We start from the raw sequence: 22,968 nt of genomic DNA on the forward strand, positions 1-22,968 counted from the left end.
GGTGGTCCCGCTGTGAGCAATTCGCTGTCCGCGCTGGCGCGGCGACGGACGCGCGCCGTCCGCGTTGGCCCGGTTACCGTCGGCGGTGACTCGCCGGTGGTCGTCCAGTCGATGACCAATACCGATACCGTAGACGTCGTGCGCACGGCGATCCAGTGTGCCGAACTGGCGGGCGCCGGGTCGGAACTGGTGCGGATTACGGTCAATACACCCGAGGCTGCCGCCGCGGTGCCGGCGATTTGCGCGCAGCTCGAGCGGATGGGTGTCGCTGTGCCGCTGATCGGCGACTTTCACTATAACGGTCACCGCCTGCTTGCGGAGCAGCCCGACTGCGCCCGCCTCCTGGCCAAATATCGGATCAATCCGGGCAATGTCGGTCATGGCCGGAAGCGTGACGAGCAGTTCGCGCAGATGATCGAGACCGCCTGTCGCTACGACAAGCCGGTGCGCATCGGTGTGAACTGGGGCAGTCTCGATCAGGATCTGCTGGCGCGGATCATGGACCAGAATGCTCGCCGTGCCGAGCCGCGTGATGCCATCGAGGTGATGCGCGAGGCAATGGTGGCCTCGGCGCTGGAGTCGGCCGCGCGCGCCGAAGCCATCGGTCTGCCGGGTGACCGGATCATCCTCTCGTGCAAGGTGTCCGGCGTCCAGGACCTGGTCGCCATCTATCGCGCGCTGTCGCAGCGTTGCGATTATCCCTTGCATCTCGGCTTGACCGAGGCCGGTATGGGTTCCAAAGGCATCGTCGCGTCTACCGCGGCGATGGCGGTTCTGCTCCAGGAGGGCATCGGCGATACCATCCGCGTTTCCTTGACCCCGGAGCCTGGCGGCAAGCGCACGCAGGAGGTGATCGTCGCCCAGGAAATGCTGCAGACCATGGGTCTGCGGGCTTTCAGCCCGATGGTCGTCGCCTGTCCTGGTTGCGGCCGTACGACCAGCAGCTTTTTTCAGGAGTTGGCGCAGTCGATCCAGGAGCACGTCCGCGAACGCATGCCGCACTGGCGCGGCGAGTATGACGGCGTCGAAAACATGACCCTGGCGGTGATGGGCTGCGTGGTCAACGGGCCGGGCGAGAGCAAGCATGCCAACATCGGCATCAGCCTTCCCGGCACCGGAGAAACGCCGGCAGCGCCAGGTATTCGAGGACGGGGCCAAGACGGTTACCTTGCGCGGCGAGCATATTGCCGCGGAGTTCACCGCCATTGTCGATGCCTACGTGGCACGCAGCTACCAGAGGAAGTGTGTCGCCAAATGATCAGTCAGAAGATTCAGTCCGTTCGCGGCATGAACGACATCCTTCCGGACGAGGCCGAATTCTGGGACCTGTTCGACGAGACCATTCGCTCGTGGCTGAAGAGCTACGGCTATCGTCCGTTGCGCCTGCCGATCGTCGAGCCGACGCCACTCTTCAAGCGCGCCATCGGCGAAGTCACCGACATCGTCGAGAAGGAGATGTATTCGTTTGTTGACAGTCTCAATGGCGAGCCGCTGACGCTGCGTCCGGAGGGAACAGCGGGCTGCGTGCGTGCTGTCATTGAGCACAATCTGATTGCCCAGCAGCCACAGCGCCTGTACTACATGGGTCAGATGTTTCGTCACGAAAGGCCACAGAAAGGCCGCTATCGCCAGTTTCACCAGGTCGGCGTCGAAGCACTGGGGTTTCCCGGACCGGACATCGACGCCGAGCAGATCCTGATGGGCGCTCGCCTGTGGGATGATCTTGGGCTTGACGGCATCAGCCTGCAACTCAACACCCTGGGACAGTCCGCCGAGCGGGCCAGCCATCGTGCCGAACTGATCACCTATTTCGAGCGGCACAGCGAGTCACTCGACGCCGACGCCACGAGGCGCCTGCACAGCAACCCCTTGCGCATCCTCGACAGCAAGAACCCCGCGCTGGAGGAACTGATTCATGGTGCGCCGAAGCTGATCGATTACCTGGGTGCCGAGTCGATGGCTCACTTTGAAGGCGTGCAGAGGGTCCTGCGCGATGCCGGGCTGCCGTTCGAGATCAACCCGCGCCTGGTGCGCGGACTCGACTACTATAATCTGACGGTTTTCGAGTGGGTGACCGATCGCCTGGGGGCGCAGGGGACGGTCTGCGCCGGTGGTCGCTACGATGGTCTGGTGCAGCAGTTGGGTGGCAAGCCGGCGCCGGCCTGCGGTTTCGCGATGGGAGTCGAGCGCTTGATTTCGCTGATTCGCGACGCCGGGGGCGAGGTCAGGGCGGCGGCAGTCGATGTGTACCTCGTGCACCAGGGTATTGCGGCGTCGCGTCTGGCGGCTCGGGTTGCCGAGGGTTTGCGTGACCGCGGTATCGATGTGCTTTTTCACTGCGGTGGCGGCAGTTTCAAGTCGCAGATGAAGAAGGCCGATGCATCGGGTGCCGGCTTTGCAGTGATTGTCGGCGACGACGAGGCCGCGGCCGGCGCGGTGACGCTCAAGCCACTGCGTGCGACCGGCGAACAGCCGAACCCACAAAAGCGGGTCAGCGTCGATGCTGTCGCCGACGAAATCATGAGTTCTATTTTGGATTGGGACGAAACGTAATGGCTACCTATGACCTCGAAGAACAGGAACAGATCGCCGAGATCAAGGCCTGGTGGAAACAGTATGGCAATCTGGTGGTGGCCATCGTCACCGCAGCTTCGATCGGGGTTATCGCCTGGCAAGGCTGGAACTGGTATCAACGCGGTCAGGCGGCCAAGGCGTCGATGGTCTACGGAGTCCTGCAGAAGGCGGTCGCTGATCAGGACCTACAGCGGGTCAAGGCGGCGAGCGGTGAACTGCTCGAGAAGTTCGGAGGCACGGCTTACGCGCCGTTGGCTGCACTGTCAGCGGCGAAGGTGATGTTCGACGCGGGGGATGCGAAAACTGCCAAGTTGCAGTTACTGTGGGTGGTCGACCACGGCGAGCATGAGCTGCGCGATCTGGCACGTTTGCGGGTGGCGGCGGTGCTCCTTGATGAAAAGGCCTACGATGAAGCGCTGCGCCAACTCGAAGGGGGGGCCGGCGCCGGCTTCTCGACCCTGTACCTGAACATGCGGGGTGACCTGTTCAGCGCTCAGGGCAAGAAAAGCGAGGCCCGTGAAGCCTATCAGGGCGCCCTGGCCAGACTCGATCAGGGTGACGCTGGCGGCAAGGGGAAAAATACCCTGCAGGCGTCGCAGGCCAACGCCGCCTACCGCGAAGTGCTGCAGCTGAAGCTCGATACACTCGGGGAGGGCAGCTGATGACGCGCGTTCTGTTCGCGGCCTTGTTGCCCGTATTGCTGGCGGGCTGCTCGACGTTCGACGCGCTGAATCCGTTTGCCAGCAGCGGACCAAAAATGGCCGAGTTGCAGCCGATACAGGCGACAGCTCGGGCGCGCGTGGTCTGGCAGGACGGAGTCGGCAAGGGCGATCCCTATACCTTCTCTCCCGCGGTCGTCGGTTCCACCGTATACGCTGCAGCGCGTGACGGCACGGTCGTTCGCTTCGACGATGGCCGGCCAGTGTGGCGGATCAAGGCCGAGAAACAGCTTGCGGGGGGCGTGGGCGCGGATCAGCGTCTGCTTGCGGTGGGCACTGCCAAGGGGGAGGTTCTGGCCTTTGACACCACCGACGGCAAGCTGCTATGGGAGGCCAAGGCGAGCAGCGAGGTGTTGGCGCCGCCGGCGGTTGCCGGCGGGCTGGTGATCGTGCGCAGTGGCGATCATCGCCTGGCTGCCTACGCGGCGGCCGATGGCAGCCGCAAGTGGATCTACCAGCGCCCGACACCACCGCTTGCCGTGCGCGTGATGGCCAGCCCGGTGGTGGTCGACAAATATGTCTTCGTTGGTTTCCCCGGCGGCAAACTCATTGCCGTCAATGCCGACAACGGCGCACCCTTGTGGGAGGGGACGGTAGCCTTGCCGAAGGGTGCTACCGAGCTTGACCGCATTGCCGATGTCAGCAGCCTGCCGGTCATCGATGGAAGAATGATCTGCGCGGTCGCTTTCCAGGGCCGCATCTCGTGTTTCGACCTCGGTTCCGGGAATCTGGTCTGGGCGCGCGATATTTCGAGCTCGGCGGGTTTGTCGATCGATAGCCGCTACGTTTACGTTGCCGATGACCAAGGCGCCGTGCACGCTCTCGATAAGGCAACCGGGTCGAGCATCTGGAAGCAGGATCAGCTCTTCCTGCGCCAGTTGACGGCGCCGCTGGCCATTGGCGCTCTGGTCGCCGTGGCTGACGTGCAGGGAGTGGTACACCTGCTGAGTCGTGACGATGGTTCTTTCGCTGCACGTCTGAACACCGACGGCAGCCCGGTACGGGCACCCCTGCAAAAACTCGGTAACGAGCTGCTCTTGCAGACCCGCGCTGGCGGCGTCTACGCGATTGACGCCCAGTGATCGAGAAACTGCCAGCACAGTGCATCCTGCCCCGTGTTGCACCGCTTGACGACCAGTGCCGACGTCAATGAAGCCGAGCATCGTTCTCGTCGGGCGTCCGAATGTCGGTAAGTCCACACTCTTCAACCGGCTGACCAGAACGCGTGACGCGCTGGTTGCCGACATTCCGGGTTTGACCAGGGATCGCCACTACGGTCACGGAAGACTGGGTAGCAAACCCTATCTGGTAATCGATACCGGCGGCTTCGAACCGCTCGCCAAGGACGGCATCATGCTGCAGATGGCGCGCCAGACCGAGCAGGCGATTGACGAGGCCGATGTGGTGATACTGGTCGTCGACGGTCGCATCGGCATCACGCCTCTGGACAAGGAAATCTCCAGGCGGCTGCGCCAGTCCGGGCGTCCTGTTTTCGTGGCGGTCAATAAGTCCGAAGGAATGCAGCACGGCCTGGTGATCGCCGACTTCCATGAACTGGGCCTTGGCGAGCCGGTTGCCATCTCGGCGACGCATGGCGAAGGTGTACGGGCGCTGCTTGACCTGGCGCTGCTACCTTTCCCCGAGCCAGCGGACGACGTGCCCGATAGTGATACGGTGCGGGTGGCCATCGTTGGCCGGCCCAACGTTGGCAAGAGCACGATGATCAACGCCTTGCTCGGCGAAGACCGGGTCATTGCTTTCGACCAGCCGGGTACCACGCGCGATGCCATTCACGTCGATTTCGAGCGTGCCGGCCGAAAGTACACGCTGATCGACACGGCCGGGCTGCGGCGGCGCGGCAATGTTTTCGAGACCATCGAGAAATTCTCGGTGATCAAGACGCTGCAGGCCATTGAAGACGCACAGGTCGTCATTCTGGTTGTCGACGCACGCCAGGAGATTGGTGACCAGGATGCCCACATTGCCGGTTTCATCCGCGAAGCGGGTCGCGCGCTGGTCGTTGCCGTGAACAAATGGGATGGCTTGGACTCCTACGTTCGCGAACAGATCAAGGGGGCTCTGGAAAGCCAGCTGGCGTTCATTGACTTCGCTCGCTTCCACTACGTTTCCGCACTGCAAGGGCAAGGTCTGGAACCCCTTTTCCGCTCGGTCGATGCGGCCTACAAGGCGGCCATGGCAGACCTGCCGACGCCGCAACTGACCCGTGCACTGATCGACGCGGTGGCCAGGCAGGCGCCGCCACGCAACGGGCTGTTCCGGCCGAAGCTTCGCTACGCGCATCAGGGTGGCCGCAATCCGCCGCTGATCGTTATCCATGGCAATGCCCTGGACAAGCTTCCGGAATCGTATCGTCGCTATCTCGAACACCTCTTTCGCGAGGTCTTCAAGTTGCAGGGGACGCCGTTGCGCATCCAGTTCAATGTTTCCAGCAATCCCTTTGCCGAGAAGAAGGGGGCTGACGAGGGCCGTAGGCACCTCAAGGCCAAGCTGCTTGCCAAGCCAAGAGTTGCCGCGAGAAATTCGGCGCGACCCGGGACAACACTCAAGGCGGGCGTCGCTGCGAAGCCGAAGAGGCGACCCGTGGGGCGCTGAGTGCCGCGCGCCGCGCGCCGCGGGAAAGCCGATGGCCGTCGGCGAAGTGACGTCTGCCCGCAGCCGCACCTTGGCGACTTTTTCTCGCTGAACCCGTACAATCGCTGCAGTCTGGTTGCACTGGCCGCCTTTTCGACCGATGATGAAGGCCGGGCGCGTCTCGCGTGAAAGCGGGCCGCAGGCGAATCAAAAAAAAAGACTCTTGGCACTCCGTTGCTGTGGCGAGGCGGGGAGAATCGGTTTGACACGCCTTTTCGGCGCCCGCTCGGGGCTCGAACTTGGCCGTGAAACGAACGTATCTGGAAGATGCAAGGTGATCAAGGTTCTATTTGTTTGCATGGGGAATATCTGCCGTTCGCCAACGGCCGAGGGCGTTGTTCGCCAGCTGCTGCGCCGCAAGGAACTGGACGGCCGGGTCGAGGTGGATTCGGCCGGAACGCACGGCTATCACGTTGGTGAGGCGCCGGATCAGCGCACACAACGTGCCGCTGCGAGTCGCAACTATGACCTTTCCGACATGCGGGCGCGCAAGGTGGCGGCCCAGGATCTCGACTACTTTGATCTGATTCTGGCGATGGACCACAACAACCTCTCCGTTCTGCAACGCATCTGCCCGCCCGAAAAGCACGATCGCCTCGGGCTGTTCATGAGTTATTCCAAGAACTTCGACGACGACGAAGTGCCAGATCCCTACTACGGCCTGGGGCACGGCTTCGATCTGGTTCTCGACATGGTCGAAGATGCTGCCGATGGGCTGATCGAGAGCATCGAGCAGCGTTTGCTTGACGAGGTCAGCGCGAGCAGCGAACACCCCAGGCGGAACCACCACGACAGTACCAGCTAAGCGGTCGTGTTCGGCGCGCCGATGGGGCGTGTGGGATCACGGCGCTGTCCTCCTTTTTTTACGGCTGCGATAGAGCGATCCGGAAACCGCTGCTGCGCGGTCGGTAGGCGGGTTCGATGCGGCTACGATTGGCCGAGCGCGCATAGCGGCCGGGGTCGCTCCAGGTGCCTCCACGCAAGACCCGCTGCTTGCCGTACGGCGGCCCGACCGGGTCCGCCTGGCGCTCGCTGGGGTATTCGGCGTACCAGTCGGCACACCACTCCCAGACGTTGCCGTGCATCTCGAACAGGCCCCAGGGATTTGCCGGCAGAGACGCGGCGGGAACCGTTTTTTCCCGATAGGGCCCCTGCTGGCCGCCAGCGTATGGATAGCCGCCGTGGTAGTTGGCCTGCGCAGGTGTGATTTGCTCTCCGCAGGCGAATGGCGTCGCCGTGCCGGCACGGCAGGCGTATTCCCATTCGGCCTCGGTTGGCAGGCGGGCGTGCAACCCTGGTAATCTCCGGTTCAGCTCGGCGATGAAACCTTGCGCGTCGTGCCAGCTGATGTTCTCGACCGGATTATCGGCGTGCTCCTGAAAGTGGCTCGGGTTGACCGGCCACACCGCCAGCCAGAAGGCTTGCGTGCAGGCGGTGTCGGCGAGCCAGAAGCCGCGGCTCAGGCCAACTTCATGAAGCGTTTCGGAGTGCCCACGCTCGGGCTCGTCGGGCGGTGAACCCATCAGGAACCGTCCTGCTTCGATCCAGCGAAAAACCTGCCGCGCCTGGCCGACGCTCAAGACCAGCGAGCGTCCGAACTGGTCTTCGTCAAAGTTGGTCGTTAAACAGGCCGGGCGCGGGTCGGCGAGCAGGATTTCGGCGTTTTCGGGGCGGGCAGCGGACATCAGACACTTTCACAGGGGGTGACTGCGGGAGCGGGCTGCAGGCGCGTGCAGCTGCGCGGTCAGGGTGCTTGGTCGGAGGGGGCCAATATACCGCGAAGAATGCCGGTTCAGGTGTCATTTTCGTCATGCTGGGCCCTTGCTCAGGGGGTGCCCACTTGTGCTGCCTGATGGGCAGGCGGTAGTGAACGGCTCTGCTCCTTCCGGGCGTTTGGCCTTGATCGCTGAGCAAGGGTGCCGCTGATGCAGCGCACGGGAGGTTCGGCGCCGCGACCGAGCGAGCGGAAATTGCACATGGCTGATGCGCAAGGTAAGATCGCTCGGAAAGGAGGGGAGGCTGGCATGCAGAATCCGATTCGCAAGGGCAAGAAGGCGGTCAGCGACTTGCGAGTGTCGGCGCTTGCGTGTTGGCGGATGATTTTTGCCGGTAGATGGTATGACCGTGACGCGGTTCGTCGGGCCCTGGCCTGACTTCCTGTCATGAGAATAGCTTACCTCGAAGACGAGCCAGACGTGGCGGCTACCGTCAGCACGTGGCTGCGCGAGGCCGGCCACGAAGTCGAGTGCTTCAGCAGCGGTGTGGCATGCGCGCGAGCAGTCGAGAGTAGTCGCTTCGATGTCTGCTTGCTGGACTGGATGGTACCCGACCTGTCCGGGCTGGAAGTGCTTGCTCGGCTGCAGATCAAGCTACGTCATGCGACGCCGCCGGTGGTCTTCAGCACCGGCCGTGACAGCGAAGAGGACGTGGTCGGCGTGCTCACCGCGGGCGCGGACGACTATATCGTCAAGCCGCTTTCGCGGCCCCTGCTGCTCGCTCGCCTGCAGGCCGTGACGCGGCGCCAGCAAGGTGTTGCCGGAGCATCGCTGCAACAGGACTTCGGCCGCCTGACGGTCGATCATGGCAGGCGACAGCTGGCCCTTGACGGTCGCTTGATCGCGCTCACCGAGCGTGAAACCGATCTTGCCCTGTATCTGTTCCAGAATGTTGGTCGTGCCCTGAGCCGCGAGCGCCTGATTCAGGTGGTCTGGTCGCTGACGTCGGACGTCGACACGCGAACGGTCGATGTTCACATCAGCAATCTGCGTCGGAAACTGAAACTCACGCCCGAATCGGGTTGGCGGCTGGTGTCCATCTACGGCCATGGTTACCGTCTGGAGAGAGAAAGGAATTCCTCGTGAAGTCAGCGCTGTGGCGGAAGCTGTTGCTGATCGTATTGTTTGCCGTCGCGTTCGCGGGTGGCGCCATGGCAGTCGATCCAGGCGAGGAGATGGCGGTCTGGCGTTATACGGTGAGGCCGGGTGACACCCTGATCGGCATTGCCGAGCGCTACCTGGTCAAGCCCTGGCAGTGGGCACGGATACAGGCGGCCAACAAGGTCGATGACCCGTACCGAATGCTGCCGGGGACGGTGTTACGTATTCCGGCGGCGATGTTGCGCCGGGCTCCTGCCGAGGTGATGATTGCCACTGCCAGCGGCGACGCGCGTTGGCGTGCGGCCAGTGGCGAATGGCAGCGCGCCGTCGGCGGCCAGCGGCTGGCATCGGGCAGTACGCTGGAAACCCTTGACGAGGCTAGCGTGCTGCTCCGCCTGGCCGATGGCAGCACGCTGCTGCTGGCGCCGAATTCGCAGATCGTGCTCGACTCGCTGAGTGTGTTTGCCGGCGGTCTGATGGTCGATTCACGCCTGCGTTTGCAGCGTGGGCAGACCGAGGTTACGGCCAACCCCGAGGAGCGTGCCAATCGGCACCTGCAGATCAAGACCCCGTCGGCGCAGGCGGTGGTCCGTGGCACCCACTTTCGCGTTGGCGTCGACAGCGAGGTGACGCGCGAGGAAACCCTGCGCGGGCGGGTGGGTGTCAGCGCTGCCGGGGCGAGCGTCAGCGTGCGCCGCGGTCTGGGGACGATCGCCCGCGTCGGTGAGCCACCCAGCACGCCGGTACCGTTGCTGGCAGCGCCAGATGTCGCCGGCTTGCCGGCGCGTTTCGAGCAGTTGCCGCTGCGCTTTCCCGTCCCGCCACTGTCGGGTGCGGCCGCATGGCATGGTGAGATCGCGCCTGACCTGTCATTCGATCGCCTGCTGCTCAGCAAGACGGCGGCTGGCGCGGCGCTGACCTTTGCCGATCTGCCCAACGGTGATTATGTACTGCGCTTGCGCGCTGCCGACAGCAACGGCTTGCAGGGCTTCGATGCCGTGCATCGCTTCGTGGTCTTCGCGCGGCCGTTCTCGCCGGGGTTGAACAGCCCGGGAGAGGCGGCCACGATACGCGCGGCACGACCGAAGTTCGCATGGAGCAGGGTTGTTGACGTCGCCCGCTATCGCCTCCAGGTCGCCAGCGAACCGAGTTTTGCAGAGCCGCTGCACGATGCGAGCAGCGAACAGAACTCCTGGCAGGTGCCCGAGGATCTGCCCGCCGGGCGACTCTACTGGCGCGCCGCCAGTATCAATGCCTCGGATCAGCAGGGGCCATGGCGTCCCGCTGCCGGCTTCACCTACAAGCCGGCTCCGGGCGAGGTCGATCTCGGCCGCTCATCGATCGAGATTGCCGCCGATACGATCGACCTCAATCTCCCGCAAGCGCCTGACGGGCTGTACTACGAGGCGATCCTCTCGGCAGCTCCCGACCTGCTTCCGGTGCTCGCCCAGGCGCAAGCCAGTGATGGCTCCTTGAGCCTGCCGCGCCCCGACGGCGGTTCCTATTACCTCGGTGTTCGCCTGGTGGATCGCAGCGACAACACGCCGGGTCCGGCCAACGTGCAGGAACTGGACGTCCCGTACAGCCGCTTGTGGCTGCTGCTGTTGCTGTTGCCGCTGGCTGCCCTTTGATATTTGTGGATTCCTCAGTCGGCAATCACCGTTCCGATGTCCGCCCAGGCCCGCTTTCCCGGCTGGCCCGGTAGAGAGGCGCTGCGCGTCGCGCTGCTGCTGGCAGCGATCTCGCTGGCCATTACCGCTAGCGGCCTTCTGGTCAGGGTCGATCATCTGCTTTTCGACATTGGCCAGCGGATCAATTGGCGCCAGGCAGCGGCCGACGTGCTGATCATCGCCGTCGATCAGGACAGCCTCGATCGGCTTGGCCGCTGGCCGTGGCCGCGCGAGCGGCACGCTCGCCTGTTGGATATCGTCTGCGCCGGCAGGCCGGCGGCTGTCGGCGTCGATATCGCGTTCAGCGAGCACAGCGGCGATCCGTCGGCTGACGCCTTGCTCGCCGACGCCGTTGCGCGGTGCGGCAAGGTAGTGCTGCCGCTGGTCATCGAATCGACGCGTAGCGGCGGACAGTTGCTCGAGTCGCCGCCGATCGCCCCGCTGCTTGCGGCGGTCGCCGGGATTGGGCGCATCGGTGTACACCTCGACGAGGATGGAATCGGACGTTCGGTGTATTTGCGCGAAGGACTTGGCGCCGCTGTATGGCCGCTGTGGGCGGAGGAAGTGCTGCGCGTCAGCGAGCAGCTGCCGCCTGCTGTGCTCGCTGACGCAACGGGTAGCGTGGGCCACCCGGACGAGCGCTATCAGTTGCTCCGCGAGAACGCGCGTCGCTTCGAATTCGTCGGCCCGCCGGGCAGCGTGCAACGCCTGTCGTACGCCCGCGTTCTGGACGGACTGATCGCGCCGCAGGTCTTTGCCGGCAAGATCGTTCTGATCGGCGCCACGGCCGTGGGTCTGGGCGACTTTCTGCCGACGCCGGTTTCGGCGCTAGGTGAACCCATGCCCGGGGTCGAGGTGCAGGCGAACGTGCTGCTCTCGCTGCGCGATGGACGTCTGATCAGTGAGTTGGCGACGCTGCCGACGCTACTCTTGGCGGCGCTGCTGGCCTGCATTCCGCTGCTCTGGTTGCCGCGTCTGATGGCGCTGTCGGGCTTGCTGGTCAGCAGCTTGTGGGTGCTCGCTCTGGGTGCTGCCTGTGCCCTGCTGCCGGTGCTCTGGCAAGTGTGGTTTGCGCCCGCAGGTGCGTTGTTCGCTGGCCTGTTCGCCTTTCCTCTGTGGAGTTGGCGGCGGCTCGAGGCGGCACGCGCCCACCTCGACCAGGAACTCCGCCAGCTGCGGGCCCTTCTGCCGGAGAGCCCGACGACGGCCGCCTTGCCGGGCGAGATCCGGCGCCTTGGCTTCGAGCAGCGTATCGCCTGGGTGCAGGCCGCGCAGCGGAGGATGGCCGCACTGGAAGCCGGGCGCAAGGAGGCCCTGGGATTCATTTCACACGACCTGCGCGCACCCTTGGCCGGTGCGGTCGCTCGGCTTGAAAGTGAGGCGCCGGGCGATCCGCAACACCTGCTGCCGCCGCTCAGGCGAGCGCTGGGTATGGCGCAGGCTTTTCTGTCGTTGGCACGTGCGGAGGCGCTCGATCCCGATCGGCTGAAAGAGCTCGATCTCTGTGCGCTGCTCCAGCAGGCGGCCGATGAGATATTCGCACTGGCCAGGCAGGGGAAGCGGCGAATCGTTCGCCAACTGCCGGAGCAGCCGTTGTGGATCAAGGGCGACTTCGAGTTGCTCGAACGCTGTGCAATCAATTTGTTGGACAATGCGCTACGCCATGCGCCGGCGTCGACGGTCATCAGCATCGGGCTCGATCGGCCGCGCGACGATGAAGTCAGATTCTGGGTCGAGAACGACGGCCCGCCCTTGCTGGCCGACGAAAAGGACAAACTGTTCCAACGCTTCAGCCGTGGCGGGCAGGAGGCAGCGAGTGCGTCGGGTAGCGGCCTGGGGCTCTATTTCGTGCGCACGGTCGCCGAACGGCATGGCGGAGCCGCCGGAGTCGACTGCGCGGCCGGCAGGATCCGCTTCTGGGTCAGCCTGCCCGGAGGCGAAGTGCCGGGGTCCGGCGATTGATCGTAGGGCGGCGCTCACCAACAGAGGATTGCGGTCGTCCGGCTGCTGCGGGGGAGCCGCGGGTGTCGCGATGGGGTCTCGAACCGACTCGGGGGCACGCTTTGCCAACCACTTGCGGAGTTTCTTCCTTGCCTGTGGCGTCGGCGCTTTGTTAAGCTGCGGCCATGAGAATCATTTCGCTTTCCAACGGCCGTCCCGGTGGCCAGCCGCTTGTCCCCCTGGCGGGTCTGCTCTTGGTTGCGAGCGCTTTGTCGATCCTTCTTGATCAATGACCGGCGAAGCGAAAGGAATGTGGTTGGGCCTGCTGGGAGTCGCTGCGTTCAGCCTGACATTGCCGGCCACACGCGTCGCGGTCGCTTCGCTCAGCCCCCTTTTCGTCGGCATGGGAAGGGTCGTTGTTGCCGCGCTGCCGGCGGCGATTTACCTCTTGCTCAACCGCCGCGGCTGGCCCAGCCGTAAGCAGTTCAAGTCGCTTGTCGTGGTCGCCCTGGGCGTCGCTTTCGGTTTCCCTGTGCTCAGCGCTTTGGCGATGCGCGAGGTCGATGCTTCACATGCGGGAATCATGCTCGGGGTGCTGCCACTGGCGACCGCCGCCGCGGGGGCGGCCTTCTCCGGTGAGCGTCCATCGGCGGGTTTCTGGGCGATGGCGCTGCTTGGCAGTCTGCTGGTTGTCGCCTTCTCGTTGAAAGAAGGTGGCGGGAGCGTCAATTGGGCGGACATGGCCTTGCTCGCGGCAGTCGCCAGCGCCGCCATCGGTTACGCCGAAGGCACGCGGCTGACCCGATCTCTGGGCGGTGTGCAGGTCATCTCGTGGGCGGTGGTCATAGCCGCGCCGGTGTTGCTGATTCCGGCGGGCGTGTTCGCGCCCGTAAGCGTTGCCGTGCCGCTGGAAGCGTGGCTGGCTTTCCTCTACGTCAGCCTGGTCAGCCAGTTTCTCGGTTTCATTCCCTGGTATCGAGGCCTCGCTCTGGGCGGCATTGCGCGAGTGGGTCAGACGCAACTCCTGCAACCTTTCTTCACGCTCGCCGCGGCGGCGCTCTTCCTGAGTGAGTCGGTGGATGCGCTGGCGCTGGTGATTGCCGTGTTGGTCTGTCTGACGGTGGCCGTCGGTCGCAAAATGCGGGTGGCGACACCATAATGGGCGGCCTGGCTGCCGAGCCGATGCAATCGCCGGGGTCGTCGGTGGCATGGGCTGCGGATGGTCCGAGAGCATCGCTGCCGTCTGGCGCTGTGACCAGAACTTGATCTACCGCAAGCAATCATAAGGGCCGGCGCATAAACTCCGCTGTCGATTGGAGGCTTGCGTAGCACACAGTGAAGGGGAGTCGATGGGCAAGGAAATTGGCAGCGACGGCTTCACGGACGACGACTTTGTGCGCTTCGGTCAGCGCCTTGAGCAGGAGACGGCGCATGCCCACGACGCCTACCTAAGCGGCGGCTTTGCCAACGCGGGCCTGGTCGCCGGTTTCGAACTCGAGGCCTGGCTGATCGATGACCATTTCTTTCCGGTGCCGCGCAACGTCTCCTTTCTGCAGCGCATGGCCAACCCGCTGGTGGTGCCCGAGCTTTCCCTGTTCAACGTCGAGATCAACGGAACGCCGCAGGCACTGCGGGCGACGGCGCTGTCACAGCTGGAAAGGGAACTGACGGCGACCTGGCAGCAATGCCAACGCGTGGCCGCTGACGAAGGCATGGCACTGATTGCCATCGGTACCTTGCCGACACTGCGCGAGCGCGACCTGTCGCTGACCAGCATGTCACCTTCGAAGCGTTATGCGGCGCTCAACGAGCAGGTCCTGCGGCTGCGCGGTGGACGGCCGCTGACGCTCGATATCGCCGGTATCGACACGCTCACCGCGACCCACGCCGACGTGATGCTTGAAGCGGCGACGACATCCTTTCAGGTGCACCTGCAGACGCCGGTCAGCGAGGCGGCGCGTACCTACAACGCGTCGCAGGTTCTCGCCGCACCGCTGGTTGCGCTGGCCGCCAATTCGCCATTTCTGTTCGGGCGTGCTCTCTGGCACGAGACGCGAATACCCCTGTTCGAGCAGGCTGTCGATTGCTGCCAGCCTGGCCATCCCGAGCATAGGCGGGTGACTTTCGGTTCGGGTTATCTCGGCGACGACCCAACGGCGTGCTTTGCCGAGAATCTGTCATCGTATCCGGTACTTTTGCCGTATGAAGAAACCGGACCCGTGAATTCGTATGCGCATTTGCGCCTGCACAACGGGACCATCTGGCGCTGGAATCGGCTGTTGATCGGCTTCGAGAAAGACGCCGCGCCGCACTTGCGGGTCGAGCAACGCGTCATGCCTGCCGGGCCAAGCGTGATCGACATGATCGCCAACGCTGCCTTGTACTATGGTGCGGTACGCTGCCTGGCCAGGCGGACAGAGGCTCCTGAAACACAGTTGCCGTTCGCCGTCGCGCGCGACAATTTCTACCGCGCCGCGCGTTACGGTCTCGAAGCGCAGGTGATCTGGCTCGACGGCCGCCGCGAAAATGTTGCCGAACTTCTCTTGCGCGAGCTGCTTCCGCTGGCTCGTGAGGGACTGGCCGAGCTCGACCTCGCCGCCGCCGACATCACTCGCTACCTGGACGTGATCGGTGCCCGCCTGCGTAGTCGCCAGAACGGCGCCGCCTGGCAACTGGCCCACTACGCGAAGTACCAGGATTTCTTCCGGCTTACCGCCGATTATCTTGAGCATCAACGCCGTCTCGTGCCGGTGCACGAGTGGCCGATATGAGTCCCACTTCATGCTGACCGTACTTGAATCCTTGCCCGAAGGCTTTCTTCATACACCTGCCCGTGAACTGCATCGTCTGCTCGGCGGTCCGACGTTGATACATCTTCCCGGACGACGTGAGGCGCCGCTGCTCGTTTCCGTGCTGCTGCACGGAAACGAGGACAGCGGTGTCGTCGCGCTGCAGAGCGTCTTGCGTGCCCACTCTGGCCGGCTCCTGCCACGCGCGCTGTCGATCCTCGTCGGCAACGTTGCCGCGGCGCGAGAAGGCCTGCGTCGGCTCGATCATCAACCGGATTACAACCGTGTCTGGCCTGGCACGGAGCTGCACGCCGCCGCCCCGGAGCACGCGGCGATGAGCGAGGTGCATCGCATCATGCGCGAGCGCGGCGTCTTCGCCAGCGTCGATATTCACAACAACACCGGTCTCAATCCGCTCTACTGCGTGGTGAATAGCCTCGATCAGGCGGTTCTGCATCTGGCCTTGCTGTTTTCACGTACGGTGGTCTGGTTCCGTGGCCTGGCCGGTTCGCAGACGACGGCGTTCTCGCCGCTTTGTCCGTCACTGACGCTGGAATGCGGCAAGCCCGGCAAAGCGGCGAACGAGGCGCACGCTGCGAGCTTCATCGATGGCTGCCTGCATCTGGCGCAGTTTCCGTCGCACGACGTGCACGAGCACGACATCGATCTTTACCACACGGTAGCGACGGTGAGGGTGCCTTCAGCAGTTTCCTTCGGTTTTGGCGATGCGCTGGCCGATGTCGATTTCGATCCGCGGCTCGATCACATGAACTTCCGGCAACTTGAACCTGGTACAGCCTTCGGGCGCACACGCGTGGCTTTTCCCCTCGACGTTCGCGACGAGGGACGGCGTGACGTGAGCGAGGAATATTTTACCTGCAGCGACGGCACAATCAGCCTGCGGCGAACATCGACACCGGCCATGCTGACGCTCGACGCCCGTGTGGTGCGGCAGGACTGCCTTTGTTATCTGATGGAGCGGATCCCTTTTCCACACTCGGCAAGTGTTGCCCGCCAGTGGTGCGCGAATGTCTAGCGCGGGCGTGGTGGGGGCGTCCTTGCCGTGTAGGGTGGCCGTCATCAAGACTCTCGACCAGCCGCCATCGGCGCGACGTGATGGCGCTTGATGGCGATTCAGGGGAGCCGCCGCCGAGCGGCAGCAGATGAGCAACGCTGTCAGGCCCGGGCGGAGAAAAGGCGATTGCTGACCGGCCGCCGGCTGCGCGGAAGCCTGAAGTGGCGGGATTCCTGCAGCGTGGCGACGAAGCGCTTGTCGTCTTCCCTGATATGACGTTCAAACCAGTATTCGGCATAGCGCAGAAAGGCATGAGCGTCACGTTCGCCCTTGATGACATCGCCCAGTGCCTTGCGTAGCAGATCAAGAGTGTCGCGGTGGATCTTGGCATGGGCAGTGAAATCGATTCCGGCGTCTTCAGCAATCCGCTCTTCGGTGGCGAAATGCAAGGTGAAGGAGTCGAGTAAGGCCTGGAACTCGGCGATATCTACGTAAGTGTTGCCAAAACAGCCCGCCTTGAGCGACTCGATACGGGTAAACACCTCTTCGTGCTGGGCGTCGATCTCTGGGAAACCGACCAACAGAGCTTCGGGCAGGAACGGGGAAAGGGCAATCTCCATTACATGTCTCCTCTGGTAACGTTCAAAGGCTTTTAGTTATCTTGCGAGTATAGGAACTGGTCGTGCAGAATTCCAGGGAAACTTGCGTTAAGTCAGACGAATATCCTTTCGGCCGCGGCCCGTAGCGAGCGCACAGCGAAACCAGTTTGCCGAGAACGCCGTCAAGCCGTTACAATGCTCGGTTTTCCACCTTGCTCCACCGCTTGCATGGCGGGGGGCTACAACCACAAGGAGTGTTCATGCGTCATTACGAAATCGTCCTGATCATCCATCCGGATCAGAGTGAACAGGTGCCGGCGATGATCGAGCGCTACAAGGCTGTGATCGCAGCGCGTTCCGGGCAGATTCACCGTCTCGAAGACTGGGGACGCCGCCAGCTCGCCTACCCGATCCAGAAGCTGCACAAGGCACACTATCTGCTGCTGAACATCGAGTGCGATGACGCCACGCTGACCGAGCTAGAGCACGGTTTCAAGTTCACCGACGCCGTTCTTCGTCATCTGACGATCAAGACCAAGAGTGCGGTCAGCGCGCCGTCGCCGATGATGAAGGACGAGAAATCCAAGTCGCTGCTGGAAGTCCGTGAACCAGCACCGCTTGAAGCTGCCGCCGAGCCGGACGCCTGATTGTCGAGGCTCTGCTGAACCGCGTCGAGCTTGCTGGAGTCCTGATCGAGCGCAAGGCGCTACGTTTTACGCCGGCCGGTGTGCCGGTCGTTGAATGTCTGATCGGGCATCAATCAGAACAGGTCGAAGCGGGTAGCCCGCGGCGTGTCGAATGCGAGATCGCGGCAATTGCCGTGGGTGCGACGGCACAGTGGCTGCAAGCGGCAACACCTGGCGCAGCCCTCCATCTGACGGGCTTTCTTGCCGCCAGGAGCCGCAACAGCAAGCAGCCGAGACTGCATGTAACTATGATCGAATTTGTCGAAGGAAAGCAAAATGGGAAGATTCTTCAAGAAGAAGGATGACAAGAATGTCAAGAAGCGCGGTGGTGGCCTGTTCAAGCGGCGCAAGTTCTGCCGCTTTACCGCTGAGAAGATGGAAGAGATCGATTACAAGGACGTTGATCTGTTCAAGGAGTACATCGCCGAGAACGGCAAGATCATGCCGGCGCGTCTGACCGGTACCAAGGCCGGTTACCAGCGGATGCTGTCGGTGGCCATCAAGCGTGCCCGCTTCCTGGCCCTGCTGCCGTACACCGACAATCACCAGTAAGCGAGGACAAGGAAATGCAAGTAATTCTGATGGAAAAGGTTGGCAACCTTGGTGGCCTCGGTGATCTCGTCAAAGTCAAGGACGGCTATGCGCGCAACTTTCTGATTCCAAATGGTAAAGCGAAGCGTGCGACGCCGATGGCGCTGAAGGAGTTCGAAACCAGGCGCGCCGAGCTCGAGCTCGCCGCAGCCGAGAAACTGGCAGCTGCACAGGCGTATGCCGAGAAGTTCGAGGGTGTGGTCGTGCGCATCGAGCGCAAGGCCGGTGTCGACGGCCGACTGTTCGGCTCGGTAAGCAACTTCGATGTTGCCGATGGTCTGCGTGCGCTCGGTTTCGAGGTCGAAAAGTCCGACGTGCGCATGACCGCCGGCCCGCTGAAGATGATCGGCGAGACCGAGCTGGAGGTTTCACTGCATAGCGACGTTCTGGCAAAGATCACGGTTTCCGTCGTCGCCGAGCAGTTCAAGATCTAGCTCTGATCCGGCGCCGTCGGTTGGCGCCAGGGAAGAAGCCTTGCCCCGGGGCAAGGCTTTTTTGCGTTCTGGCATCGGGAAACACTCATCAGCGAGGTAAACTCGCTGCCTTGCTCGTCCCGTTTTCTCATTGATCGCTCATGGCCAAGTCCTTCACCGCAGATTCATCTCCCTCGGCAGGCGTCGAACGCTCGAGCAGTCGCGGTGTGCGGCGAGACAGCGGCCCGCGTAGCCCGCAGATTGATCCTGCACTATCGGCGCTGCGCGTGCCACCGCACTCGATAGAGGCCGAGCAATCGGTTCTTGGTGGCCTGTTGCTCGACAACGCCGCCTTCGACAAGATCGCCGATCTGATGAGCGAAGGCGACTTTTATCGCGACGAGCACAGGCGCATCTACCGCCAGATTAGCAAGCTGCTGGAGCGTGGCAAGCCGGCTGATGCGGTTACGGTGGCCGAAAGCCTTGACCTGGCGGGCGAGGGTAACGATACCGGAGGCTTGGCCTACCTTGGCGAACTCGCCGCCAATACGCCGTCGGCAGCGAATATCCGGCGTTATGCGGAAATCGTTCGCGAGCGGGCGATTCTGCGGCAACTGGTCACGGCTGGTGACGAGATCGCCGGCAGCGCGCTCAACCCGCTCGGTCGCGATCCGAAGACCTTGCTCGACGAGGCCGAGATGAAGGTCTTCGCCATCGCCGAAGGCGGCTTTCGCCACCAGAGTGGTTTCCAGCACATCAATCCGCTGCTGACGCAGGTGGTCGAGCGCATCCAGGAACTGCACGACCGCGACAACCCGTCGGACATCACTGGTGTTCCCTCCGGCTATCATGATCTCGACAGCAAGACCTCGGGCCTGCAGGGCGGTGATTTGCTGATCGTCGCCGGGCGGCCGTCGATGGGCAAGACTTCGTTTGCGCTCAACATTGCCGAACATGTGGCGATCGAAGTCGGTCTGCCGGTGGCCATTTTCTCGATGGAGATGGGCGGTACTCAACTCGCCATGCGCATGCTCTCTTCAGTCGGTAGGCTGGACGCGCATCGTGTGCGCACCGGTCGTCTTAACGACGACGAGTGGTCACGCCTGTCGTTTGCCCTGGGCAAGATGCACGAAGCGCCGATCTATATCGACGAGACGCCAGCGCTGAACCCGATTGACCTGCGCGCACGCGCACGCCGTCTTCGCCGCCAGTGCGGTCCGCTTGGGTTGATCGTCATCGACTATCTGCAGCTGATGTCGGCGACCGGCCACGGCGAGAACCGGGCGACCGAAATCTCCGAGATTTCCCGCTCTCTGAAAAGCCTGGCAAAGGAGCTGAACGTTCCCTTGATGGCCCTCTCGCAGCTCAACCGCTCGCTCGAGCAACGCCCGAACAAGCGCCCGGTGATGTCCGACCTGCGTGAATCAGGCGCCATCGAACAGGACGCAGACGTGATCATGTTCATCTATCGCGACGAGGTCTATAACCAGGATACGGCCGAGAAGGGGGTTGCCGAGATCATCATCGGCAAGCAGCGTAATGGTCCAATCGGTACCGTGCGCCTCACATTTCTGGGCGAATACACGCGCTTCGAGAATTTCGCCACACCGGGTTCGTATTGACCGCAGTCCTATCGGCCTGCTTTTTCAGCCATCGACGCGGCTGGCGTGGACGGTGTAGCTGAAGCGTTTGGTATCCAGGCTGTTGAAGCGTTCGGCAGCCATTTCCGCCTCCGGGAAGACGAGAAAAGGCAGCGCCTTGCCGGTGTCGCCGCGCAGCTTGACATCCTGAGCGCTGTTGAAAGCGACCCAGTTCATCTCCCAGAAACCGAACAGCAGCTTGCTCAGGACGACCAGTTTAGGATCGCTGCTGCTCAGGTGCTCGTCGTAGATTGCCTTGCGTACGTCGGCCGGATTGACCGGAATCCAGCCGTACCCTGGCGTATAGAACTCGGCACGGCATTGCTGTTCCGTGCTCAGGTTGCCAGTGGCGCCGAGACCGGCGAACAAGCGCGAGCTGTCGATGCGCTGCCCGAAAATCGGCCGCGCCGGAATGCCGATCGATCGACACAGGGCGACGAACAGCAGCGCGATATCGGCACTTTTCCCGCTCAACTGGCCGCTGTCGAGCATGGCCTCGATATCGCCCCTGCCGATACCGGGCAGCGAGGGATCGTAGGAGGTGTTTTCCAGCACCCAGTCGTAAATCGCCTTGCCTCGTGCGACCGGATCCTTGATTCGACCGACTGCACGTTCGGCGGTACGGCGGACGAGTCCATCGGTCGGGAGCAGATTGCTGGAATGCAGGTTCTGGCGCAGCACTTCGCTGCGCTCGGCGGCGTTGCCGCGTCGGGTAATGTCGAAATGACGGTCCCGTTTGGTGACCTGGCTGGTGATCTGCAACTGCGGCGCAGCGACACCCTCGTTCCAGTCGGCGTAGAACACCACCATCGTTTCCGCCGGGTCGCGGTAGATGCCGGCATTGGTGAAATTTCCTTGCCAGCTGTGGCCCAGCGAACGTTGCCAGGGCGTGTCCTTGTACAGCGCCAGCGGTAGCCACATGCGCAGCTTGCCGCTGGCGTTGCTGAGCGCGATGGTCGAAGTGATGTCGTAGGTTCGCCACGGGGTTGTCGGCTCATCGGGCAGACTGGTTGCGTCGCGTTGCTCGGCTTCCGCCTGCGGGGGACTGGTCGCGGCGGGTGTTTCCGAATGCTGGACGGCGGGTTTTGCGCCGTGCCTGTTGCTCTTCTTCGTGGTGCTGCTGCGCGTGGGTTTGGCGGCTGTTTTCTTCTTGTTGGCCGCCAACACCGACGAAGGTGCCAGTAAGGAAAGAAGTGCCGAAGCAGCAAGGAAATTGCGTCGTTTCAATCGACTCTCCGGTGAGCACTGGATCCTGGTCGCACGGAGCAGTTGGCACGGATCGGTGGCTGCAAACGACTGGGCCGTGTCTTAGACACGGCCCAGCAATGGGGAGAATTATAGCACTTCGGCAGCGTAGTCCGCGAGGCGAGAGCGTTCGCCGCGTTGCAGGGTGATATGACCGGCATGCGCCCATCCCTTGAAGCGGTCGACGACATAGGCGAGACCGGAACTGCCTTCGGTAAGATACGGCGTATCGATCTGGGCGATGTTGCCGAGGCAGACCACCTTCGTCGCTGGTCCGGCGCGGGTAATCAGCGTCTTCATCTGCTTCGGAGTCAGGTTCTGCGCTTCATCAATGATCAGGAACTTGTTGAGGAAGGTCCGGCCGCGCATGAAATTGAGTGACTTGATCTTGATCCGGTTGCGAATCAGGTCGTGGGTGGCCGCTCTCCCCCAATCGCCGGTTTCCTCATCGCTCTTGTTGAGGACCTCGAGGTTGTCTTCGAGGGCGCCCATCCACGGTCCCATCTTTTCTTCTTCGGTGCCTGGCAAAAAGCCGATGTCCTCGCCGACCGGCACGGTGACTCGGGTCATGATGATTTCCTTGTAGCGCCTCGTTTCGAGTACCTGGGTGAGTCCCGCGGCCAGGGTGAGCAGTGTCTTGCCGGTACCTGCCTGGCCGAGCAGGGTGACAAAATCGATTTCCGGATTCATCAGCAGATTGAGTGCAAAGTTTTGCTCGCGGTTGCGCGCGGTAATCCCCCAGACGCTGTTCCTGGCGTGCGTATAGTCGGTCAGGGTCTGAATTTCGGCGCTCGTTCCCGAGGCGTTGCGGACGATCGCATGCAGCGGGCTCTCTCCCTCCTGGATGAGGAACTGGTTCGCCAGGAATTGCGTGCACAGCGGGCCCTTGAAGCGGTATAGCGTATGACCGTCCTGCTGCCAGGACTCCATCCCCTGACCGTGCTCGTCCCAGAACTCCGCGCTCAGTTCGCGCATCCCGGTGTACAGGATGTCGGTGTCTTCCAGAACCTTGTCGTTGAAATAGTCCTGCGCCTGCAGCCCGAGCGTGCGGGCCTTGATGCGCATGTTGATGTCTTTGGAGACCAGGATCACCGAACGTTCCGGATGCTGGCGTTGCAGGTGGATGACGACCGCCAGTATCTGATTGTCGGCCTTGGCCGTCGGGAGTCCTGCCGGGAGTTCGCTGGCGATAGCCTCGGTCTGCAGAAAGAGTCTGCCGCTGGCCAGTCGGCGAGAAGCTTCGTGGAGCTTGATGCCCTGCTCGATGGCATCGTCCATGCTACTGACGATTTCATCGAGCGTTCGTGTCACCTGGCGAGCATTGCGGGCGATTTCCGACATTCCCTTTTTGTGGTTGTCCAGTTCTTCCAGGGTCATGATCGGCAGGAAGACATCATGCTCTTCGAAACGGTAGACGCTGGTCGGATCGTGCATCAGGACGTTGGTGTCGAGGACGAAGAGTTTGCTTGGTTTGGCAGCAACGTCGCTGGTGGTGCTGACGGCAGCTTGGCGGCTCATGCGCATATTTTCCGGATGAAGGATTGTCGGTCAGGGTTGG

Annotated in this window: 21 protein-coding genes and 1 pseudogene; 18 read left to right on the forward strand and 4 right to left on the reverse strand. The window is 62.9% G+C overall.

From position 1 onward, the window contains the following. Nucleotides 1–12: 12 nt before the first annotated feature. The 6 genes and pseudogenes from ispG (at nt 13) to QZ613_RS05530 (ending at nt 6,750) form a co-directional block, all read left to right on the forward strand. Nucleotides 13–1,258 (forward strand): annotated as a pseudogene (ispG, locus tag QZ613_RS05505) (flavodoxin-dependent (E)-4-hydroxy-3-methylbut-2-enyl-diphosphate synthase). Next, nucleotides 1,258–2,553, forward strand: coding sequence for a histidine--tRNA ligase (gene hisS, locus QZ613_RS05510; protein WP_291863979.1), 1,296 nt, complete (start codon nt 1,258–1,260; stop codon nt 2,551–2,553). The pseudogene ispG and the gene hisS overlap by 1 nt, the downstream one beginning before the upstream one ends. Next, entirely contained in the window at nt 2,553–3,236 is a 684-nt protein-coding gene (locus tag QZ613_RS05515; protein ID WP_291863956.1) for a tetratricopeptide repeat protein, read from the forward strand. The genes hisS and QZ613_RS05515 overlap by 1 nt, the downstream gene beginning before the upstream one ends. Beyond that, a complete protein-coding gene (gene bamB / locus QZ613_RS05520) occupies nt 3,236–4,375 on the forward strand; it encodes an outer membrane protein assembly factor BamB (RefSeq protein WP_043568736.1) in 1,140 nt (379 codons plus the stop codon). The genes QZ613_RS05515 and bamB overlap by 1 nt, the downstream gene beginning before the upstream one ends. Nucleotides 4,376–4,442: 67 nt before the next feature. Further along, the gene (gene der, locus QZ613_RS05525) at nt 4,443–5,906 is read left to right on the forward strand and encodes a ribosome biogenesis GTPase Der (RefSeq protein WP_043568739.1); all 1,464 of its coding nucleotides are present in this window, start codon (nt 4,443–4,445) and stop codon (nt 5,904–5,906) included. A gap of 313 nt (nt 5,907–6,219) precedes the next feature. Next, nucleotides 6,220–6,750 (forward strand): low molecular weight protein-tyrosine-phosphatase, encoded by a 531-nt coding sequence (locus tag QZ613_RS05530; protein ID WP_291863952.1) that lies wholly within the window; start codon nt 6,220–6,222, stop codon nt 6,748–6,750. A 58-nt stretch (nt 6,751–6,808) separates the two neighbouring features. Here QZ613_RS05530 and QZ613_RS05535 read toward each other — a convergent pair whose 3' ends face one another. Next, nucleotides 6,809–7,630 (reverse strand): formylglycine-generating enzyme family protein, encoded by an 822-nt coding sequence (locus tag QZ613_RS05535; protein ID WP_291863950.1) that lies wholly within the window; start codon nt 7,628–7,630, stop codon nt 6,809–6,811. A gap of 291 nt (nt 7,631–7,921) precedes the next feature. Here QZ613_RS05535 and QZ613_RS05540 point away from each other — a divergent pair, with 291 nt between their 5' ends. From QZ613_RS05540 to QZ613_RS05570, 7 genes are all read left to right on the forward strand, one after another. Further along, nucleotides 7,922–8,098: a hypothetical protein gene (locus QZ613_RS05540; RefSeq protein ID WP_291981746.1), complete on the forward strand. Its 177-nt coding sequence runs from the start codon at nt 7,922–7,924 to the stop codon at nt 8,096–8,098. A gap of 9 nt (nt 8,099–8,107) precedes the next feature. Next, entirely contained in the window at nt 8,108–8,806 is a 699-nt protein-coding gene (locus QZ613_RS05545; protein WP_043568744.1) for a response regulator transcription factor, read from the forward strand. Then, on the forward strand, nt 8,803–10,452 hold the full coding sequence (locus QZ613_RS05550; protein ID WP_291981748.1) for a FecR domain-containing protein: 1,650 nt from the start codon (nt 8,803–8,805) through the stop codon (nt 10,450–10,452). The genes QZ613_RS05545 and QZ613_RS05550 overlap by 4 nt, the downstream gene beginning before the upstream one ends. A gap of 36 nt (nt 10,453–10,488) precedes the next feature. Continuing rightward, on the forward strand, nt 10,489–12,453 hold the full coding sequence (locus QZ613_RS05555; RefSeq protein ID WP_291863945.1) for a CHASE2 and HATPase_c domain-containing protein: 1,965 nt from the start codon (nt 10,489–10,491) through the stop codon (nt 12,451–12,453). Nucleotides 12,454–12,742: 289 nt separating this feature from the next. Continuing rightward, nucleotides 12,743–13,591 carry a DMT family transporter gene (locus tag QZ613_RS05560; RefSeq protein WP_291863943.1) on the forward strand — a complete coding sequence of 283 codons (849 nt, stop codon included), beginning with the start codon at nt 12,743–12,745 and terminating at the stop codon, nt 13,589–13,591. 190 nt (nt 13,592–13,781) lie between these two features. Beyond that, nucleotides 13,782–15,203 carry a glutamate-cysteine ligase family protein gene (locus QZ613_RS05565; RefSeq protein ID WP_043568747.1) on the forward strand — a complete coding sequence of 474 codons (1,422 nt, stop codon included), beginning with the start codon at nt 13,782–13,784 and terminating at the stop codon, nt 15,201–15,203. Between the two features lie 10 nt (nt 15,204–15,213). Continuing rightward, complete coding sequence (locus tag QZ613_RS05570) at nt 15,214–16,257, forward strand: M14 family metallopeptidase (RefSeq protein ID WP_043568748.1); 1,044 nt, start codon at nt 15,214–15,216, stop codon at nt 16,255–16,257. 140 nt (nt 16,258–16,397) lie between these two features. Here the strand turns inward: QZ613_RS05570 and QZ613_RS05575 are convergent, their stop codons facing one another. Then, nucleotides 16,398–16,856 carry a hemerythrin domain-containing protein gene (locus tag QZ613_RS05575; protein WP_291981750.1) on the reverse strand — a complete coding sequence of 153 codons (459 nt, stop codon included), beginning with the start codon at nt 16,854–16,856 and terminating at the stop codon, nt 16,398–16,400. A 239-nt stretch (nt 16,857–17,095) separates the two neighbouring features. Here QZ613_RS05575 and rpsF point away from each other — a divergent pair, with 239 nt between their 5' ends. The 5 genes from rpsF to dnaB all read left to right on the forward strand — a co-directional run bounded on the left by rpsF (nt 17,096) and on the right by dnaB (nt 20,147). After that, entirely contained in the window at nt 17,096–17,482 is a 387-nt protein-coding gene (rpsF, locus tag QZ613_RS05580; protein ID WP_043568753.1) for a 30S ribosomal protein S6, read from the forward strand. A gap of 14 nt (nt 17,483–17,496) precedes the next feature. Beyond that, on the forward strand, nt 17,497–17,826 hold the full coding sequence (gene priB / locus QZ613_RS05585; protein ID WP_291863977.1) for a primosomal replication protein N: 330 nt from the start codon (nt 17,497–17,499) through the stop codon (nt 17,824–17,826). Continuing rightward, entirely contained in the window at nt 17,798–18,073 is a 276-nt protein-coding gene (gene rpsR, locus QZ613_RS05590; RefSeq protein ID WP_043568754.1) for a 30S ribosomal protein S18, read from the forward strand. Before priB ends, rpsR begins: the two co-directional genes overlap by 29 nt. A gap of 14 nt (nt 18,074–18,087) precedes the next feature. After that, on the forward strand, nt 18,088–18,546 hold the full coding sequence (gene rplI, locus QZ613_RS05595) for a 50S ribosomal protein L9 (protein ID WP_043568755.1): 459 nt from the start codon (nt 18,088–18,090) through the stop codon (nt 18,544–18,546). A 140-nt stretch (nt 18,547–18,686) separates the two neighbouring features. After that, the gene (gene dnaB, locus QZ613_RS05600) at nt 18,687–20,147 is read left to right on the forward strand and encodes a replicative DNA helicase (protein ID WP_291863935.1); all 1,461 of its coding nucleotides are present in this window, start codon (nt 18,687–18,689) and stop codon (nt 20,145–20,147) included. Between the two features lie 24 nt (nt 20,148–20,171). Here dnaB and QZ613_RS05605 read toward each other — a convergent pair whose 3' ends face one another. Together QZ613_RS05605 and QZ613_RS05610 are read right to left on the reverse strand one after the other, a co-directional pair. Further along, entirely contained in the window at nt 20,172–21,392 is a 1,221-nt protein-coding gene (locus tag QZ613_RS05605) for a transglutaminase-like domain-containing protein (protein ID WP_043568758.1), read from the reverse strand. A gap of 108 nt (nt 21,393–21,500) precedes the next feature. Next, complete coding sequence (locus tag QZ613_RS05610; RefSeq protein ID WP_043568953.1) at nt 21,501–22,928, reverse strand: PhoH family protein; 1,428 nt, start codon at nt 22,926–22,928, stop codon at nt 21,501–21,503. Between the last annotated feature and the right edge of the window lie 40 nt (nt 22,929–22,968).

The sequence above is a fragment of the Candidatus Accumulibacter sp. ACC005 genome (genome assembly GCF_907163215.1).
GTDB lineage: Bacteria > Pseudomonadota > Gammaproteobacteria > Burkholderiales > Rhodocyclaceae > Accumulibacter > Accumulibacter regalis.

What these genes read in the sequence shown, in the direction of transcription:
- QZ613_RS05515 (WP_291863956.1), top strand. Translation starts at nt 2,553, where the DNA reads ATGGCTACCTATGACCTCGAAGAACAGGAACAGATCGCCGAGATCAAG.
- bamB (WP_043568736.1), top strand. Translation starts at nt 3,236, where the DNA reads ATGACGCGCGTTCTGTTCGCGGCCTTGTTGCCCGTATTGCTGGCGGGC.
- der (WP_043568739.1), top strand. Translation starts at nt 4,443, where the DNA reads ATGAAGCCGAGCATCGTTCTCGTCGGGCGTCCGAATGTCGGTAAGTCC.
- QZ613_RS05535 (WP_291863950.1), bottom strand. Translation starts at nt 7,630, where the DNA reads ATGTCCGCTGCCCGCCCCGAAAACGCCGAAATCCTGCTCGCCGACCCG.
- QZ613_RS05540 (WP_291981746.1), top strand. Translation starts at nt 7,922, where the DNA reads ATGGCTGATGCGCAAGGTAAGATCGCTCGGAAAGGAGGGGAGGCTGGC.
- QZ613_RS05545 (WP_043568744.1), top strand. Translation starts at nt 8,108, where the DNA reads ATGAGAATAGCTTACCTCGAAGACGAGCCAGACGTGGCGGCTACCGTC.
- QZ613_RS05555 (WP_291863945.1), top strand. Translation starts at nt 10,489, where the DNA reads ATGTCCGCCCAGGCCCGCTTTCCCGGCTGGCCCGGTAGAGAGGCGCTG.
- QZ613_RS05560 (WP_291863943.1), top strand. Translation starts at nt 12,743, where the DNA reads ATGTGGTTGGGCCTGCTGGGAGTCGCTGCGTTCAGCCTGACATTGCCG.
- QZ613_RS05565 (WP_043568747.1), top strand. Translation starts at nt 13,782, where the DNA reads ATGGGCAAGGAAATTGGCAGCGACGGCTTCACGGACGACGACTTTGTG.
- QZ613_RS05570 (WP_043568748.1), top strand. Translation starts at nt 15,214, where the DNA reads ATGCTGACCGTACTTGAATCCTTGCCCGAAGGCTTTCTTCATACACCT.
- QZ613_RS05575 (WP_291981750.1), bottom strand. Translation starts at nt 16,856, where the DNA reads ATGGAGATTGCCCTTTCCCCGTTCCTGCCCGAAGCTCTGTTGGTCGGT.
- rpsF (WP_043568753.1), top strand. Translation starts at nt 17,096, where the DNA reads ATGCGTCATTACGAAATCGTCCTGATCATCCATCCGGATCAGAGTGAA.
- rpsR (WP_043568754.1), top strand. Translation starts at nt 17,798, where the DNA reads ATGGGAAGATTCTTCAAGAAGAAGGATGACAAGAATGTCAAGAAGCGC.
- rplI (WP_043568755.1), top strand. Translation starts at nt 18,088, where the DNA reads ATGCAAGTAATTCTGATGGAAAAGGTTGGCAACCTTGGTGGCCTCGGT.
- dnaB (WP_291863935.1), top strand. Translation starts at nt 18,687, where the DNA reads ATGGCCAAGTCCTTCACCGCAGATTCATCTCCCTCGGCAGGCGTCGAA.
- QZ613_RS05610 (WP_043568953.1), bottom strand. Translation starts at nt 22,928, where the DNA reads ATGAGCCGCCAAGCTGCCGTCAGCACCACCAGCGACGTTGCTGCCAAA.